The organism is Streptomyces sp. NPDC054932 (assembly GCF_053610205.1).
In genome coordinates this window covers 1-15,799 of the sequence record NZ_JBSGXU010000181.1, presented here as the reverse complement: position 1 = coordinate 15,799, position 15,799 = coordinate 1, and the positions used below count along the sequence as shown (strand labels likewise).

The 15,799-nt window shown below is 68.8% G+C and carries 15 protein-coding genes and 1 tRNA gene; 8 read left to right on the top strand and 8 right to left on the bottom strand.

From position 1 onward, the window contains the following. Positions 1 to 391: 391 nt before the first annotated feature. From ACWGE1_RS33285 to ACWGE1_RS33275, 3 genes are read left to right on the top strand one after another with little or no spacing between them, the layout of a single operon-like run. Complete coding sequence (locus ACWGE1_RS33285) at positions 392 to 1,774, top strand: pyridoxal phosphate-dependent decarboxylase family protein (RefSeq protein WP_453424176.1); 1,383 nt, start codon at positions 392 to 394, stop codon at positions 1,772 to 1,774. Then, positions 1,771 to 3,180: a lysine N(6)-hydroxylase/L-ornithine N(5)-oxygenase family protein gene (locus ACWGE1_RS33280; RefSeq protein ID WP_453424175.1), complete on the top strand. Its 1,410-nt coding sequence runs from the start codon at positions 1,771 to 1,773 to the stop codon at positions 3,178 to 3,180. Before ACWGE1_RS33285 ends, ACWGE1_RS33280 begins: the two co-directional genes overlap by 4 nt. A gap of 47 nt (positions 3,181 to 3,227) precedes the next feature. Next, positions 3,228 to 3,818, top strand: a complete 591-nt coding sequence (locus tag ACWGE1_RS33275; RefSeq protein ID WP_453424174.1) for a DUF1963 domain-containing protein — start codon at positions 3,228 to 3,230, stop codon at positions 3,816 to 3,818. A gap of 64 nt (positions 3,819 to 3,882) precedes the next feature. On the opposite strand, the gene ACWGE1_RS33270 is transcribed toward ACWGE1_RS33275, so the two are convergent. After that, the gene (locus ACWGE1_RS33270) at positions 3,883 to 5,685 is read right to left on the bottom strand and encodes a bifunctional metallophosphatase/5'-nucleotidase (protein WP_453424173.1); all 1,803 of its coding nucleotides are present in this window, start codon (positions 5,683 to 5,685) and stop codon (positions 3,883 to 3,885) included. A 129-nt stretch (positions 5,686 to 5,814) separates the two neighbouring features. Between ACWGE1_RS33270 and ACWGE1_RS33265 the strand changes: the two genes are divergently transcribed. Together ACWGE1_RS33265 and pyk are read left to right on the top strand one after the other, a co-directional pair. Further along, the gene (locus ACWGE1_RS33265; protein WP_453424172.1) at positions 5,815 to 6,516 is read left to right on the top strand and encodes an SIMPL domain-containing protein; all 702 of its coding nucleotides are present in this window, start codon (positions 5,815 to 5,817) and stop codon (positions 6,514 to 6,516) included. Positions 6,517 to 6,662: 146 nt separating this feature from the next. Beyond that, positions 6,663 to 8,090 (top strand): pyruvate kinase, encoded by a 1,428-nt coding sequence (pyk, locus tag ACWGE1_RS33260; protein ID WP_453424171.1) that lies wholly within the window; start codon positions 6,663 to 6,665, stop codon positions 8,088 to 8,090. A gap of 69 nt (positions 8,091 to 8,159) precedes the next feature. On the opposite strand, the gene ACWGE1_RS33255 is transcribed toward pyk, so the two are convergent. Next, entirely contained in the window at positions 8,160 to 8,411 is a 252-nt protein-coding gene (locus ACWGE1_RS33255; RefSeq protein ID WP_453424170.1) for an EF-hand domain-containing protein, read from the bottom strand. 64 nt (positions 8,412 to 8,475) lie between these two features. Here ACWGE1_RS33255 and ACWGE1_RS33250 point away from each other — a divergent pair, with 64 nt between their 5' ends. Together ACWGE1_RS33250 and ACWGE1_RS33245 are read left to right on the top strand one after the other, a co-directional pair. Continuing rightward, positions 8,476 to 8,934 (top strand): MarR family winged helix-turn-helix transcriptional regulator, encoded by a 459-nt coding sequence (locus tag ACWGE1_RS33250; protein ID WP_453424169.1) that lies wholly within the window; start codon positions 8,476 to 8,478, stop codon positions 8,932 to 8,934. Positions 8,935 to 9,083: 149 nt separating this feature from the next. After that, entirely contained in the window at positions 9,084 to 9,536 is a 453-nt protein-coding gene (locus ACWGE1_RS33245; protein ID WP_453424168.1) for a carboxypeptidase regulatory-like domain-containing protein, read from the top strand. 24 nt (positions 9,537 to 9,560) lie between these two features. Here the strand turns inward: ACWGE1_RS33245 and ACWGE1_RS33240 are convergent, their stop codons facing one another. Together ACWGE1_RS33240 and ACWGE1_RS33235 are read right to left on the bottom strand one after the other, a co-directional pair. Continuing rightward, the gene (locus ACWGE1_RS33240) at positions 9,561 to 10,340 is read right to left on the bottom strand and encodes a helix-turn-helix domain-containing protein (protein WP_453424167.1); all 780 of its coding nucleotides are present in this window, start codon (positions 10,338 to 10,340) and stop codon (positions 9,561 to 9,563) included. 86 nt (positions 10,341 to 10,426) lie between these two features. Next, positions 10,427 to 10,509: transfer RNA gene (locus ACWGE1_RS33235), tRNA-Leu, on the bottom strand. 92 nt (positions 10,510 to 10,601) lie between these two features. Between ACWGE1_RS33235 and ACWGE1_RS33230 the strand changes: the two genes are divergently transcribed. After that, on the top strand, positions 10,602 to 11,255 hold the full coding sequence (locus ACWGE1_RS33230; protein ID WP_030008501.1) for an ANTAR domain-containing response regulator: 654 nt from the start codon (positions 10,602 to 10,604) through the stop codon (positions 11,253 to 11,255). Positions 11,256 to 11,323: 68 nt separating this feature from the next. Here ACWGE1_RS33230 and ACWGE1_RS33225 read toward each other — a convergent pair whose 3' ends face one another. Genes ACWGE1_RS33225 through ACWGE1_RS33210 form a run of 4 tightly spaced genes read right to left on the bottom strand, consistent with a single transcriptional unit; the run spans position 11,324 to position 15,739 of the window. Further along, a complete protein-coding gene (locus tag ACWGE1_RS33225) occupies positions 11,324 to 12,040 on the bottom strand; it encodes an ABC transporter ATP-binding protein (protein ID WP_453424166.1) in 717 nt (238 codons plus the stop codon). Next, positions 12,037 to 13,074, bottom strand: a complete 1,038-nt coding sequence (locus tag ACWGE1_RS33220; protein ID WP_453424178.1) for an ABC transporter ATP-binding protein — start codon at positions 13,072 to 13,074, stop codon at positions 12,037 to 12,039. Before ACWGE1_RS33220 ends, ACWGE1_RS33225 begins: the two co-directional genes overlap by 4 nt. 5 nt (positions 13,075 to 13,079) lie before the next feature. Continuing rightward, the gene (locus tag ACWGE1_RS33215; RefSeq protein WP_453424177.1) at positions 13,080 to 14,801 is read right to left on the bottom strand and encodes a branched-chain amino acid ABC transporter permease; all 1,722 of its coding nucleotides are present in this window, start codon (positions 14,799 to 14,801) and stop codon (positions 13,080 to 13,082) included. Between the two features lie 5 nt (positions 14,802 to 14,806). Further along, positions 14,807 to 15,739 (bottom strand): branched-chain amino acid ABC transporter permease, encoded by a 933-nt coding sequence (locus ACWGE1_RS33210; protein ID WP_376114848.1) that lies wholly within the window; start codon positions 15,737 to 15,739, stop codon positions 14,807 to 14,809. Positions 15,740 to 15,799: the final 60 nt, after the last annotated feature.

The window sequence follows — 15,799 nt, the reverse complement described above, 5'->3', positions numbered from 1 at the left end:
GACTCCCTCCTCCGCCTTGCAATCGCACGCACCAGGCCCCGCCGAGCCCGCCCTCCGGGCGGACGACGCCACTTTGCGGACACTCCCTAGGCACAAAGGGGCCCGTCCCACCGGCGGGCCTCCTGGCGGCGCCGGTGACGGGTGCGGGGCGGGGTGCTGTCCGGGACGTACAACGTGATGTGTCGGCGCGGCAGGAGCCCGTAAGGGCCACTCGGCCCAGGGCGCCACAAATCATGCAGTCCAGGACGGCACCCCACCCCGACCCCGGCACCGGCCGACCCGCACCACCTGATTCGGACAAACCCCGGCGGTTACCCCATTCGGGTCTGATCGTTGTACTGGTCGGGTGCCCCGCCCCGCACGGCACCCCGGCCAGCCCCCGGAGGTCCCGTTGACAGCGCCGCACGGCAACCCGCTCGCCGGCGGCACCACCGGCCCCGACGCCCTGCGCCCCCTCCTCGACACCGTCCTCGACGCCCTGCGCACCGGCGCCGCCGAACGCCACGGCCCCCTCCCCGCCGGCGGCCCCGACACCGTCACCGCCCGCGTCCGCGAAGCACTGGGCACCGTACTGCCCGACCACGGCACCGGCGACCACGAAGCCCTCCGCACCCTCGTCCACACCCTCGCCGCCGGCGCCGCCGACCCCGCCGACCCCCTCTGCGCCGCCCACCTGCACTGCCCCCCGCTCGCCGTCGCGGCCGCCGCCGACCTCGCCGCCAGCGCCCTGAACCCCTCCCTCGACTCCTGGGACCAGGCCCCCGCCGCCTCCGCCGTCGAAGCCCTCCTCACCCGCACCCTCGCCGCCGAGTTCTACGACACCCCCCACCCCGACGCCCTCGTCACCACCGGCGGCACCGAAGCCAACCAACTCGCCGTCCTCCTCGCCCGCGAACGCCACGGCCCCCGCCTCACCGTCCTCCACGGAGCAGCCGCCCACCACTCCATCCCCCGAGCCAGCTGGCTCCTCGGCCTCCCCCCGGCCACCGAACTCCCCACCCCCACCGGCGCACTCGACCCCGACCGCCTCGCCGAAACCCTCGCCACCACCCCCGGCCCCACCCTCGTCACCGCCACCGCCGGCACCACCGACGCCGGACTCATCGACCCCCTCCCGCGCATCGCCGACCTCTGCGACCACCACGGCGCCGACCTCCACATCGACGCCGCGTACGGCGGCCTCCTCGCCCTCAGCCCCCGCCACCGCGACAAGCTCGCCGGACTCGGCCGCGCCCACTCCCTCACCATCGACCTGCACAAACTCGGCTGGCAGCCCGTCGCCGCAGGACTCCTCGCCGTCCCCGACACCGCCCTGCTGGCCCCCCTCGCCCACCAGGCCGACTACCTCAACGCCACCGACGACACCGAAGCCGGCCTGCCCGACCTCCTCGGCCGCTCCCTGCGCACCACCCGCCGCCCCGACGCACTCAAGATCGCCACCACCCTCCGCGCCCTCGGCCGCGACGGCCTCGCCGCCCTCATCGACCGCACCATCGACACCGCACACCACCTCGCCCGGCTCCTCGACGCCCACCCCGGCTTCGAACTCCACTCCCCGCCCACCATCACCACCGTCCTCTTCCGGCCCACCCACGCCGACGACGACCAGCTCGCCACCCTGCGCCGCACCCTCCTGCACCAAGGCCGCGCCGTCCTCGGCCGCACCCACGCCGACGGCCGCCTGTGGCTCAAGGCCACCCTGCTCAACCCGCACACCACAGCGGGGGACCTGGACACCCTCATCGCCCTCCTGGAAGGCAGCACCCACCGATGACCGCCCAGCTCGACACCCCCCACGACCTCGTCGGAATCGGGATCGGCCCCTTCAACCTGTCCCTCGCAGCCCTCGCCCACGGCCTCCCCCACCAAGGAGCCGGCGAACTCGCCACCGCCTTCTACGACCAGCGCCGCGACTTCCGCTGGCACCCCGGACTCCTCATCGAAGGAGCCACCCTCCAGGTCCCCTTCCTCGCCGACCTGGTCACCCTCGCCGACCCGGCCAGCCCCTGGAGCTTCCTCAGCTACCTCAAGCACAAGGAACGGCTCTTCCCCTTCTACTTCGCCGAGCAGTTCCACATCCACCGCGCCGAATACGACGCCTACTGCCGCTGGGTCGCCGACCGCCTCCCCGGACTCCACTTCGGCCACCAGGTCGACGCCGTCCGCTGGAACCCCGAACGCGACCTCTTCGAAGTCGACTTCACCCAACTCGACTCCACCGGCGAAGCCGAAGCCCTCGGCCGCACCTACACCCGCAACCTCGCCCTCGGCGTCGGCACCGCCCCCTACGTCCCCGAACCCCTGCGCCCCCTCGCCGAAGCCCCCACCGTCCCCGTCATCCACTCCGCCGACTACCTCGACAACCGCGCCCGCATCCTCGGCGCCGAACACGTCACCGTCATCGGATCCGGCCAGTCCGGCGCCGAAGTCTTCCTCGACCTGCTCCGCGCCCGCCCCGCCGGCCGCGAACGCCTCACCTGGCTCGCCCGCACCCCCTCCTTCGCCCCCATGGAGTACTCCAAGCTCGGCCTCGAACACTTCACCCCCGACTACACCCGCTACTTCCACTCCCTCCCCGAACCCGTACGCGACCGACTCGTCCCCAAACAATGGCAACTGCACAAGGGCATCGACGCCGACACCATCGCCGCCATCCACGCGGAGCTCTACCGCCGCACCCTCCACGGAGGCTGGCCCGACGCCGTCCTCACCCCCGGAGTCAGCGTCCGCACCGCCGGCCGCGTCGCCACCACCAAAGTCGAACTCCACCTCGAACACACCGAGCAGGGCACCCGCTCCCGCCTCACCACCGACGCCGTCATCCTCGCCACCGGCTACCGGGAACGCCCCCTCGGCTGCCTCCTCGCCGGCCTCGACCCGTACCTGCGCAAGGACTCCTCCGGCCGCCCCCGCATCGACGACCGCTTCCGGATGGTCCTCGACCCCGGCGTCACCGGCAGCATCTTCGTCCAGAACGGCGAACGCCACACCCACGGCGTCGGAGCCCCCGACCTCGGCCTCGCCGCCTGGCGCAGCGCCGCCATCCTCAACACCCTCACCGGCAAGGAGCCCTACCCCCAGCCGGCCCGCACCGCCTTCACCACCTTCGGCCTCGAACAGCGCGAGCCCACCCGCCCCCGGCCCGCAGGCAGACTGCTCCCGCTCGTCGACCACCCCTGACCGGCCCCACCACCAGCCCGCCGCACCCCCGCGCATACATTCCCGGCATGACGATGCTCCTCCTCGACGGCGGGCCGGTCGCCCCGGACGCCCCGGTCACCCGCACCGGCGGCACCCCCCCGGCACCCGCCGGCACCGCATGGCCGACCTGCGCCGCATGCACCGCACCCCTGCAGTTCCTCGCCCAGATCCACCTCGGCGACCTCCCCGGCCGCACCGCCCCCACCCCCGGCGTCCTGGCCCTCTTCATGTGCGCGAACCGCCCCGGACAGTGCGAACAATGGAGCCCCACCGCAGGCGGCAACCTCGCCCTGCTGCTGCCCGCCGACCGCCTGGAACCCGTACCGGCCCCCGACGGCGCACCTCACGAACTCCTCGGACTCGGAGCCGTCCGCGCCGCCGTACCCGCCCGCACGGCCCCCGCCACCGCAACCGTCCTGGGCCGGCTCGGCGGCACCTCCGACTGGCTCCAGTACGACGAGACACCCCACTGCCCCACCTGCACACGGCCCATGGACTTCACCGCCGAACTCCGCGAAGGCCCCGACCCCGTCACCGCCATGAACTTCGGCTCCGGCCGCGCCTACGCCCACACCTGCACCCCCTGCAGCCGCGCAACCCTCCTCTGGCAGTGCTGACCACCCACACGAAACGGCCGGGACCCGCCACAGCAGGCCCCGGCCGCACCACCCCACGAACCGACTAGAACACCGGCACACCGGCCCGCGTCAGCCGCCAGTCCACCGACGCGAACTGCACCGGATCGATCGTCCCCTTCGCCTTCACCCACTGGATGATCGTGTTGCGGATCTCGTCCGAGTTCGACCACAGCTGCCTGGCCTGCGGCACGTGCGGGAAGTTGCCACCGCCCGACGCCCGGTAGTTGTTCACCGCCAGCACGAACTGCGCCGCCGGATCCACCGGCTTCCCCTGGAACGACAGCCCCGTGATCCGCGAACCCGCCGGCTGCGCGATGTCGATGTCGTACACCAGCCCGTACACGGCGTCGTAGTTGTAGTCCGGAATGCTCTCCGCGTTCGTCAGCTTCGCCGGATCCACCGCATCACCCGGCGCCGTCCGCACGAAGTACCGCGCCGAATACTCCAGATAGTCCTTCAGCTGCGCACCCGTCAGCAGCCGCGCCTCCATCGTGTTCTCGAAGGGGTACAGACCCGCCGCATCCCGGATCGTCACCTGCCCGGCCGGGATCGCCGCCGTCCGCGAGAAGCACGAAGCCTGCGACAGCACAGGCAGCGCCGCCCACTCCGTGCCCGCGAGAGCCCCCTTCACCGTCTCCGCCTGGACGTGGTTGATCAGGTCGATGATCGCCACGTCCTTGACCGGACCCTCCGCCGACGACATCGCCTGCGTCGAGGTACCGATCACCTGGTTCACGTACGCCACGACCTTGCGGTGCTCGTCCGACAGCAGCCGCGTGATCTTCGGGTCCTCCGCCACCGTGTTCGAGTTCAGCACCTTCGCCGCGACCTTCGCCACCGACCAGCGGCCCTTCGCCCACGTCAGCTCGAAGTCGAACAGCGTCAGCCGCTGCCCCCACTTCAGCGGCTCCGACAGCACCACGTCCTTGCCGGTCGCCGTGTTCTTCACCCGGTACTCGGGAATCTCGGTGTGCGCGTGCCCCACCAGGATCGCGTCGATCCCCGGCACCTGCTCCGCCACCAGCGCCGCCGCGTTCTCGACGTACGGCAGCTGGTCCCCGTACGAGGACGTACCGCTCGAACCGGAGTGCGCGGACACGATCACCACATCGGCGCCCATCGACCGCAGCTTCGGCACGTACTTCGCCGCCTGCTCCTCCAGCCCCGGGAACGTCATCTTCCCCTGCACGTTCGCCTTGTCCCACAGCGCGATGCCCGGGTTCGTCAGCCCCAGCACCGCCACCTTCACGTCCCGCCCGCAGGGCGTGCGCAGCCTGTGCATGCTGTACGGCGCGAACGCCGGCCGCAGCGTCTTCGCATCCAGCGCGTTCGCCCCCAGCAGCGGGAAATCGCACTGCTCCTCGAACTTCCGCAGCACCGGTATGCCGTAATTGAACTCGTGGTTCCCCAGCGCCGCCGCGTCATAGCCGATCGCGTTCATCGCCTGCGCCATCGGGTGCACCGGACCCCGCCGCGCGGTGATCGGATCCACCTTCGCGTAGTAGTACGACAACTGCGTGCCCTGGATCGTGTCACCCGCGTCGATCAGCAGCGTGTTGCGCCGCCCCTTCTCCGCCCGCACCTGATCCACCAGCGTGGAAATCTTCGCCAGACCGACGTCGTTGTGCGCCTTGTCGTCGAACTCCTTGTCCGTGAAATAGTCCCAGTTGAAGACATTCCCGTGCAGATCGGTCGTACCCATCACCGTGAACGAGTACGTCCGGGGCCCGGACCCCTTCGCATCCTGCTGAGCCGCGGCGGCCGGGGTGCTCGTGGCCCCCGCCAGCGCCACGGCCGCACCGGTCGCAGCCGTGGTTCCCAGAAAAGTCCTACGGTCGAACGCCATGCCATCTCCCCTTTTGAGGCGTGAACAACGCGCGTAGATTCTGGCCCACCAGCAACAACCCGCAACACCCCCACCAGGTTTCGATCCGATGACCTCACCCGTACGAGCCACAGTGCGACAGTGGAAACCATGACCCAGGACGCATCGCACCAGCCCTACGGAACACCCGAAGTACCCCGCGTAGCAGTCCGCGGCGAAGCCCGCATCGAAGTCGACCCCGAGATCGCCCGCATCGGCATCACCGTCAGCGCCCGCGGCACCGACCGCCGCACCGCACTCGAAGACCTCACCCGCCGCAACAACACCGTCCTCGACCTCATCAAGAGCCACGGCGACCCCGTCGAAAAGCTCGAAACCGGCGCCTTCTCCATCACCCCCGAACTCACCCGCCACGGCCGGGCCGAACGCATCCGCGCCTACCACGGCCGCGTCCACATCACCGCCGAACTCAGCGACTTCACCACCCTCGGCGAACTCACCACCCGCCTCGCCGACCTCGAACTCACCCAGATCGACGGCCCCTGGTGGGCCCTGCGCCCCACCTCACCCGCCCACGGCCAGGCCCGCCGCCAGGCCGTACTCGAAGCCGTCCAACGCGCCCGCGAATATGCCGAAGCCCTCGGCGCCCGCCTCGCCGCCCTCGTCGAACTCGCCGACCTCGGCGCCGAGAACGCCGCCCCCTTCGCCGCCGCCCCCGGCGCAGGAATGCGCACCATGGCCTTCAGCGCCGCCGAGGACGCCGGCCCCCCGCCGCTCGACCTCGAACCCCAGCGCCAGACGGTCTACGCACAAGTGAACGCCCGGTTCACCATGACCCCGCCACAACTCTGAAGAACCGAAAAAACACCCATGGGGGGTGCTCATCAGAGCACCCCCCATGCACATTCAACAGTTGTCAACAACCTTTTGCCCAAAGGTTGTTGAGTGGACACCCGGAAGCGATTACCTACCCGCAGGTAGGGGAATACGCTCGCCTCATGCGCCGAGCGAAAATCGTATGTACCCTGGGCCCCGCAACCGACTCATACGACCAGATCAAAGCCCTGGTCGAGGCCGGAATGGACATCGCCCGCCTCAACCTCAGTCACGGCACCTACGCCGAACACGAGGAGCGCTACCAGCGCGTACGCAAGGCCTCGGACGAGACCGGCCACAGCGTCGGCATCCTCGCCGACCTTCAAGGCCCGAAGATCCGCCTCGGCCGCTTCCGCGAAGGCCCCGTACTCCTTGAACGCGGCGACGAATTCACCATCACCGTCGAAGACCACGAAGGCGACCGCCACACCTGCGGCACCACCTACAAAGGACTCGCCGCCGACGTCACCACCGGCGAACTCATCCTCGTCGACGACGGCCGCGTCACCCTCGAAGTCACCGCAGTCGACGGCCCCCGCGTCCACACCCGCGTCATCGAAGGCGGCATGGTCTCCGACCACAAGGGCCTCAACCTCCCCGGCGTAGCCGTCTCCGTCCCCGCCCTCTCCGAAAAAGACATCGAAGACCTCCGCTGGGCCCTGCGCACCGGCGCCGACGTCATCGCCCTCTCCTTCGTGCGCAGCGGCCACGACATCCAAGACGTCCACCGCATCATGGACGAAGAAGGCCGACGCCTCCCCGTCATCGCCAAAATCGAAAAGCCCCAGGCCGTCGAAAACATCGACGACATCGTCGCCGCCTTCGACGGCATCATGGTCGCCCGCGGCGACCTCGGCGTCGAAATGCCCCTGGAACAAGTCCCCATCGTCCAAAAGCGCGCCGTCAAACTCGCCAAGCGCAACGCCAAACCCGTCATCGTCGCCACCCAGATGCTCGACTCGATGATCGACAACTCCCGGCCCACCCGCGCCGAAGCCAGCGACGTCGCCAACGCCATCATCGACGGCACCGACGCCGTCATGCTCTCCGGCGAAACCAGCGTCGGCAAATACCCCGTCGAAACCGTCCGCACCATGTCCCGCATCGTCGAAGCCGCCGAAGAAGACATCCTCGCCAAGGGCCTCCCGCCCCTCACCGACCGCAACAAGCCCCGCACCCAAGGCGGAGCCGTCGCCCGCGCAGCCGCCGAAATGGGCGACTTCCTCGACGCCAAATTCCTCGTCGCCTTCACCCAGAGCGGAGACACCGTCCGCCGGCTCTCCCGCTACCGCTCACCCATCCCCCTCCTCGCCTTCACCCCCGACCAGGCCACCCGCTCCCAGCTCAACCTCACCTGGGGCGTCGAAACCTTCCTCGGCCCCCACGTCGACTCCACCGACGCCATGGTCGCCCAGGTCGAAGAAGAACTCCTGCGCATCGGCCGCTGCGTACCCGGCGACACCGTCGTCATCACCGCCGGCTCACCCCCCGGCGTCACCGGCTCCACCAACCTCGTACGCATCCACCACATCGGCGACGCCGTCCACTGACACCCCCCCCCGCACGAGACGCACCGCGTCGGGCCACCAACCGCCCGACGCGGCCCACGACCACCCCCACTACCAGCCGAAACGCCGATCCACCACCGCCGCGAACTCCTCGAACGACAACACCGCATCCCCATTCGCATCAGCCGCATCGAACAACGCCGACGACGCATCCGCATCCCCCACACCCCAGAACGGCAGATCACCCTGCGCCGCCAACGTCGGCCCCTTCGACCGCAGAGCCGAAATCACCTCCGCCCGCGTCAGCTCCCCGTCCTCATTCAGATCGAGCGCGTCGAACAGCTTCCGGGCCTTCTCACTCATCACGCAGTCCCCTCTCCAGAACCGACCTTGACCTCAACCCAACCTGAGGTCATACGGTCGCGACATGACCACCAACGCATACTCCCAGCAGCAACTCGCCGCCCAGCCCATCGGGTACTGGACCCGCGAAGCCGCACAACTGGCCATCGGCGCCATCCGGGACGCCCTCGCCGAAGAACACCTCACCCAACCCCACTGGTGGACCCTCAACCACATAGCCCGCGCCCCGGGCCACTGGACCCGCACCACCCTCACCGAAAAACTGGCCCCCTACGACGACCAGAACACCGACTTCGAAGCCCTCTACACCGACCTCACCACCCGCGGCTGGCTCACCGAAACCGAACACCACCTGACCCTCACCGAAGCCGGAGAAGCAGGCCGCACCCGCGCCCACCACCGCAACGCGGAGATCCACACCCGCATGCGCGAAGGCATCGACGACACCGAATACGCAGCGACGATCGACGTCCTGCGCCGCCTCGTCGCCAACCTCGGCGGCAACGGCAACCTGCCCACCTGATCACCGGACACCGGGAGCACGACGACACGGTCGGAGCCGTCCGGCGGCCGTCCTGCCGGAACCGGTCCGACTGGCGGCGGCGGTGGGGCCCGGACAGACTGGATCGCAGGGGTGGTCTCCAGCGGTAGTCCGACCGGGAGGAGACCCGGATGTTCGGGCAAGTGCGAGCAGTTTCCGACAAGAGTCCGATCTTCATGATCAAGGTCAGCGTCTATCGCAGTGACCTCTCGGAGATCGATCACGTCTTCACCGACGAAGAGGGTCAGTACAGCGTGGCAATCGCCGCAGGTGAAACGGTCACCGTACGGTTCGACACGCACCACTCCCTCACCAATGCCAGGGATTGGCAGCCGTCGGTGGTCGCGAACGTGATCACCAGTGACGAGACCCCCTTGGACCGCTCTCTGCTTCCCACGGGTCAGGATTACGGCGCGGCGGGGAACATGGACGCACTGAACGGCTATGTGATCGCCGCGGCCGTGCACGAGGTCGAGGAGTACGCCCCTACGGCCGCGTACCGCCTCTCGATGCTCAAGCAGCACAGCCTGGTGCTCAACAGTCTCCAGCAGCGGCTCCTGGACCACTTCAGCGAACCGGCCTAGGTGTGTTGTCCCGGGACAACACACCTAGTACTTCGGCCCGATGTGGGCGTCCATCAGCGCCACGGACTCCTTGCGGGCGATGGACACGTTGAACGGGTCGCTGCCGCGCGCGAGGACCGTCCACCGGACGCCGACCTTGGCCAGCGTGTCGGTGCAGAGCTTCCGGATGTCGTCGGACTTGTTGGTGAAGAAGTACCGCGGGTACTCGTACCGCTTGCCGTTGCGGACGGTCCAGTTGGTGACCCGACACCCGTCGGAGTGGATCAGCCCCCGGATGAACTCCCACGGATGGGCATCAACGATCTCCTGCTGCCAGCCGTCGAGCACGATCGGCCGTTCGTGTTTCCTGCCGGGCCCGTGCTGCGGGAACAGACAGGCTAAGTGCTTGAAGTACACCTTGACGTTGTGCGCCCCTCCGGTGCGCACGCGGCACGTCGCATTGTGTGGGAAGACGGCTCGCAGGGCGGCTTCCGCCTGGTCCTGGATGCCCGGCCACGCGTCATCCAAGGTGATCATTAGGCTCGGGACCCTGTGCTTCGCGTAGTGGCTGATGTGGCCGTCGCCCAGATAGAGGCCCAGGAGGTAGGCATAAGCGGATGGATCCAGGGTCCGTCCGTCGCACCGGGGGCACAGAAGTGATGGGCGGAGGGCAACCGGCTCCCCGCGCTTGGATCGGTCTATGTGCTTCCAGTAGCTGACGGTTCCGAGCGGGACATTTAGACGCCGTGCCACGTCAGCGTTTCTCGCGCCGTCGCGCAGCAGGGAGAGGGCCATTTGCCGTACTTCGAGGCTGTGGAACTGCATGGAACAACTGTGCGTTATGGATGGTGGCTGTGCGTAGCAAAAAGCGGACGTTCACGCGAAGGTGAACGTCCGCTTTCCGAATGAAGTGCCGGGTGCGGGACTCGAACCCGCAAGCCCTCACGGGCAGATGTGTTTGAGACATCCGTGTATGCCATTCCACCAACCCGGCAGGGTCGCACGTCGGAGTGTACCGGGTGACCATGCGGCGGCGCTGCTAGGTAGGCTCATCCAAGCAGCAGAGCCCCGCAAAGAGGAGCCCCCGTGACCGCCGAGCACGAGTCGACGCCCACGCCCGACGCCGACCAGTCGCACGTTCCGCCGCTGACGACCCGGGTCGTCATCGCCGAGGACGAGGCGCTCATCCGTCTCGATCTCAAAGAGATGCTCGAAGAAGAGGGCTACTCCGTCGTCGGCGAGGCCGGCGACGGCCAGACGGCCGTCGAGCTCGCCCGTGAGCACCGGCCCGACCTGGTGATCCTCGACGTGAAGATGCCCGTTCTGGACGGGATCTCCGCGGCCGAGAAGATCGCCGAGGAGTCCATCGCGCCCGTCCTCATGCTCACCGCGTTCTCGCAGCGCGACCTCGTCGAGCGGGCCCGGGACGCGGGTGCGATGGCGTACCTCGTGAAGCCGTTCAGCAAGAGCGACGTGGTGCCGGCCATCGAGATGGCCGTCTCCCGCTTCGCGGAGCTGCGCGCGCTGGAGCAGGAGGTCGCGGACCTCTCGCAGCGGTTGGAGACCCGCAAGCTTGTGGACCGTGCGAAGAGCATTCTGCAGACGCAGTACGGGCTGACGGAGCCCGCCGCCTTCCGCTGGATCCAGAAGTCGTCCATGGACCGCCGGATGTCGATGCAGCAGGTCGCCGAGGTGGTCATCGAGGACGCCGAGGCGAAGAAGAAGGAGAGCGGCAAGTAGCCGCCCCCGGACATGCGTGAGGCCCGCCTCCCCCCGAGGGGAGGCGGGCCTCACGCGTACAGGACGGCTCAGTCCTCGCCGAGGTAGGCCTTGCGGACGTCCTCGTTGTGGAGGAGTTCGCGGCCGGTGCCGGAGAGAACGACCTTGCCGATCTCCATGACGTGCGCCTGGTCGGCGAGCGAGAGCGCCGCCTGGGCGTTCTGCTCGACGAGCAGGATCGTCATGCCGGAGGCCTTGAGCTCCTTGATGGTCGCCATGATCTTCTGCATCATCAGCGGGGAGAGGCCCATGGAGGGCTCGTCCAGCATGAGCAGCTTGGGCTGGGACATGAGCGCGCGGCCCATGGCGAGCATCTGCTGCTCACCGCCCGAGAGGGTGCCGGCGGCCTGCTTGCGGCGTTCGCCCAGGATGGGGAACATCTCGTAGGCGCGCTGGACGTCCTTCTCGATGCCCTCCTTGTCGGTGCGCAGGAAGGCGCCGAGCTGGAGGTTTTCGGCGATCGTCAGCCGGGGGAAGATGTGCCGTCCCTCGGGGGAGTGGGCGAGGCCCAGGGAGACGATCTTGTGGGCGGGGACGGCGGCCAGGGGCTGGCCGTCGAAGGTGATGGTGCCGCTCTTGGGCTTGATGAGCCCGGAGAGGGTGCGCAGGGTGGTCGTCTTGCCGGCGCCGTTGGTGCCGACGAGGCAGACGATTTCGCCTTCGTTGACCTCGAAGGAGATTCCCTTGACGGCTTCGATCTTGCCGTAGGCGACCTTGAGGTCCTCGACCTTGAGCAGTGCGGTCACTTGGCCTCTCCTTCCGTGCTGGTGGTGCTGGTGGTGCTGTCCGCGTCGGTGTCCGCCGGAGTGTCGGCGTCCGCCTCGGGCTCGGCGTCGGCGGGAGCGTCGGCGTCCGCCTCGGGCTCCGCGTCGGCCTCGGCCTCGGCCTCGGCCTCGACCTCGGCCTCCGTGTCGGTGGACGTGGTCGCTGCTGCGGCTTCCGCCGCCACGACCTCGGCGTCCTCGGCGGCGCCCGGGTCGCCCTCGAAGGGCTCGCCCAGGTAGGCGGCGATGACGCGCTCGTCGCCCTGGACCTCGGCCGCGGTGCCCTCGATGAGCTTCTCGCCCTGGACGAGGCAGGCGACGCGGTCGCAGAGGTTGAAGATGAAGCGCATGTCGTGCTCGATGACGAGGACGGCGATGCCCATGTCGCGGATGGCGAAGATGAGTTCTTCGGCAGCGCGGGTTTCCTGCGGGTTCATGCCGGCGGTGGGCTCGTCCAGGAGGATGAGGCCGGGGTCGCTGGCGAGGGCGCGGGCGATTTCCAGCTTGCGCTGCTCGCCGTAGGGGAGGTTCTTGGCCAGGTGCTGGGCCTTGTTCTCCAGCCCGATGAACTCGAGGAGTTCCATGGCGCGCGCTTCGCTGGCGGCTTCGGCCTTCTTGAAGCCGGGGCCGCGCAGCAGGGCGGACCAGAGGCCTTCCTTCGTGCGGGTGTGGCGTCCGACGAGGACGTTCTCCAGCACGGTCATGTTGTGGAAGAGCCGGATGTTCTGGAAGGTGCGGGCGATGCCGGCCTCGGTGACCTTGTGGGGCTTGGGAGGCAGGACGGTGCCCTTGTAGCTGACGGATCCCTCGGTGGGGACGTACAGCCCGGTGAGGCAGTTGAAGAAGGTCGTCTTGCCGGCGCCGTTGGGGCCGATGAGTCCGACGATCTCGCCCGAGTTGACCTGGAGGTCGACGCCCTTGACGGCGGTGAGGCCGCCGAAGCGCATGGTGACGCCCTTGGCTTCGAGAACCGTGGTCTTGGTGGTGGTGTCGGTGGTGTCCGTGGTGGTCGTCATGTTGTTCACGCCCCCGCCTTGGCGGTGGCCAGGTCCGTGGGGGCCTGGTCAGCGGTGTCGTCGTGGAACTCGAGCTGCGCGCGCTTGTTGGCGATGAGGCCTTCGGGGCGGAAGCGCATGAGCAGGATGAGGGCGATGCCGAAGGCGAGGAGCTGGTAGTCCTGGAGGAAGGCCAGCTTCGCCGGGATCAGGAAGAGCAGTGCGGCGCCGAGGATGGGGCCGCGGATGGTGCCCATGCCGCCGAGGATGACGGCCGCGAGGAGGAACGCGGAGTTCGGCGGGACGGGCCCGGCGAAGACGTAGTTCTCGGGGACGACCGTGCTGTTGACGTGTGCCTGGACGGTGCCGGCGAGGCCGGCGAGGGTGGCGCCGAGGGCGAAGGCGATGAGCTTGACCTTGAAGCCGTTGATGCCCATGGCTTCGGCGGCGGTCTCGTCCTCGCGGATGGCGACCCAGGCGCGGCCGATGCGGCTGCTGCCGGCGCGGGCGAAGACCAGGACGACCAGGGCCATGACGAGCAGCATCAGGAAGTAGTAGTTGGCGTAGGCACCGAGGGTGATGCCGCCGACTACGTGGGATTCCCCGAAGTTCCACCCGAAGAGTTCGAGGTGGGGGATGTTGGGGATGCCGTTCGGGCCGTTGGTGATGTCCGGGCCGGAGGTGCCGTCGAGGTTGCCCATGGCGATGCGGAAGATTTCTCCGAAGCCGAGGGTGACGATGGCGAGGTAGTCGCCGCGCAGGCGCAGGGTCGGTGCACCGATGACCACGCCGAAGATGAGCGAGGCGAGGGCGCCGACGATGACCGCTGCCCAGAAGGGCAGGTGGATGCCGAAGGCGGAGGCGGTGCTGCCGGAGACCAGGGCCGCGGCGTAGGCGCCGACGCCGAGGAAGGCGACGTAGCCGAGGTCGAGGAGGCCGGCGAGGCCGACGACGACGTTGAGGCCGAGGGCGACGGTCGCGAAGATCAGGATGTTGACCGCGATCAGCGTGTAGGTGTCGCCGCTCTGCTGGATGAACGGGAAGGCGATCGCCGCGGCCGCGGTACCGATGAGGGTGACCTGGCGGTGCTTGGCGGTGATGCCGCCGAGGCGGGCGAAGAGGCCGGCCTTGTTCAGTGCGAGGGCGACGAAGCCGACGGTGATCAGGTAGGCGACGAAGAGCTGCGGTTCCTTGTCATCGGTGTCGATGCCGAAGGTGATGACGAAGAGGCCGATGGCGAAGACGCCGGTGATGATGAGGATTTCGGCCCAGGAGGGCAGCTGCTTGGCGGGGGCCGCCTTGCGGGTGTCGTCGGGGATCTTGTACGCGGCGAGGGCCGGGACGAGCGAGCCGACGAGGGCGACGTACGCGCCGGGTTCGAGGTTGATCACTCCGCCGAGGACGACGGTGATGGACAGGACCGTGAACCAGGTGGCGGCGAGGTTGCCGAGGGCCAGGAACCAGATGGCCTTGCGGGTGCCGGTGGGGGCGAGCCAGTCGAGGCCCTTGACGCCGAGTGCGGAGAGCGCGTAGGCGAGGGTGAGGGCGGCTCCGGCGAGGGTGACGTACTGGAGGCCGGCGGGGCTGCCGTAGTAGGTCAGGTCGCCGGGGAAGTCGGCGGTCCACGTCCACGCGAGGAAGGCGCTGACGATGGTGAGGAGGCTGCCGCCGATGACCGCGTACAGGAGCGTGGTGGGCGCGGGGCCCTGCTTCACCGTGTCGGTCTGCGGGGTGGTGTTGGTGGTCATGGTTCTCACGCCCGATCCGCGACGCGCTCACCGAGCAGGCCTTGTGGCCGCACGAGGAGGACGACGATGAGGAGTACGAAGGCCCAGACGTTGGACCAGGCGCCACCGCCGAGCTGCGACATGCCGGGGATCTCTTCGATGTAGGCGATCGAGAGGGCTTCGGCGAGTCCGAGGACGACGCCGCCGACCATGGCTCCGTAGATGTTGCCGATGCCGCCGAGGACGGCTGCGGTGAACGCCTTGAGGCCGAGGATGAAGCCCATCTCGAAGTTGATCTGGCCCTTGTCGAGGCCGTAGGCGACGGCGGCGACGGCGGCGAACGCGGCACCGATGGCGAAGGCCATGACGATGATGCGGTCGGTGTTGATGCCCATCAGCTTCGCGGTGTCGGGGTCCTGCGCGGTGGCCTGCATGGCGCGGCCGCTGCGGCTCTTCTGGACGAAGACGCCGAGGGCGAGCATGCAGAGCGGGGCGAGGATGAGGACGAAGAGGTCCGCGCGCTGGATGGCCAGGCTGTCGGTGATCTTGAAGGCGGCGCCCTTGAACTCAGGGAAGCTGACGGCCTTCTTGGCGTCCGGGTAGAACTGCCAGACGAGCTGCTGGAGCGCGATCGAGAGGCCGATTGCGGTGATGAGGGGTGCGAGCCGGGGGGCGCTGCGCAGTGGGCGGTAGGCGAAGCGTTCGGCTGCGCAAGCCACGGCTACGGAGGTGGCGGCACCTCCGATGATCATGACGGGTATCGCGATCAGCAGGGAGGTGCCGGTCGGGAGGATGGCGTAGGCGCTGAGCGCGCCGAAGCCGCCGATCATGAAGATCTCGCCGTGGGCGAAGTTGATGAGCTGGACGATGCCGTAGACCATGGTGTACCCGATGGCGATGAGACCATAGAGAGCACCGAGGGCCAGGCCGTTGGCCAGCTGTTGCGGCAGTTCGTGCACCGCAGGGCCTCCGATGAGCGTGTCGGATAAGACTCCGCGCGAGGGCGCTGTTTGCGCCCT

What these genes read in the sequence shown, in the direction of transcription:
- ACWGE1_RS33270 (WP_453424173.1), bottom strand. Translation starts at nt 5,685, where the DNA reads ATGGCGTTCGACCGTAGGACTTTTCTGGGAACCACGGCTGCGACCGGT.
- ACWGE1_RS33250 (WP_453424169.1), top strand. Translation starts at nt 8,476, where the DNA reads ATGACCACCAACGCATACTCCCAGCAGCAACTCGCCGCCCAGCCCATC.
- ACWGE1_RS33220 (WP_453424178.1), bottom strand. Translation starts at nt 13,074, where the DNA reads ATGACGACCACCACGGACACCACCGACACCACCACCAAGACCACGGTT.
- ACWGE1_RS33280 (WP_453424175.1), top strand. Translation starts at nt 1,771, where the DNA reads ATGACCGCCCAGCTCGACACCCCCCACGACCTCGTCGGAATCGGGATC.
- ACWGE1_RS33245 (WP_453424168.1), top strand. Translation starts at nt 9,084, where the DNA reads ATGTTCGGGCAAGTGCGAGCAGTTTCCGACAAGAGTCCGATCTTCATG.
- pyk (WP_453424171.1), top strand. Translation starts at nt 6,663, where the DNA reads ATGCGCCGAGCGAAAATCGTATGTACCCTGGGCCCCGCAACCGACTCA.
- ACWGE1_RS33215 (WP_453424177.1), bottom strand. Translation starts at nt 14,801, where the DNA reads ATGACCACCAACACCACCCCGCAGACCGACACGGTGAAGCAGGGCCCC.
- ACWGE1_RS33265 (WP_453424172.1), top strand. Translation starts at nt 5,815, where the DNA reads ATGACCCAGGACGCATCGCACCAGCCCTACGGAACACCCGAAGTACCC.
- ACWGE1_RS33275 (WP_453424174.1), top strand. Translation starts at nt 3,228, where the DNA reads ATGACGATGCTCCTCCTCGACGGCGGGCCGGTCGCCCCGGACGCCCCG.
- ACWGE1_RS33240 (WP_453424167.1), bottom strand. Translation starts at nt 10,340, where the DNA reads ATGCAGTTCCACAGCCTCGAAGTACGGCAAATGGCCCTCTCCCTGCTG.
- ACWGE1_RS33255 (WP_453424170.1), bottom strand. Translation starts at nt 8,411, where the DNA reads ATGAGTGAGAAGGCCCGGAAGCTGTTCGACGCGCTCGATCTGAATGAG.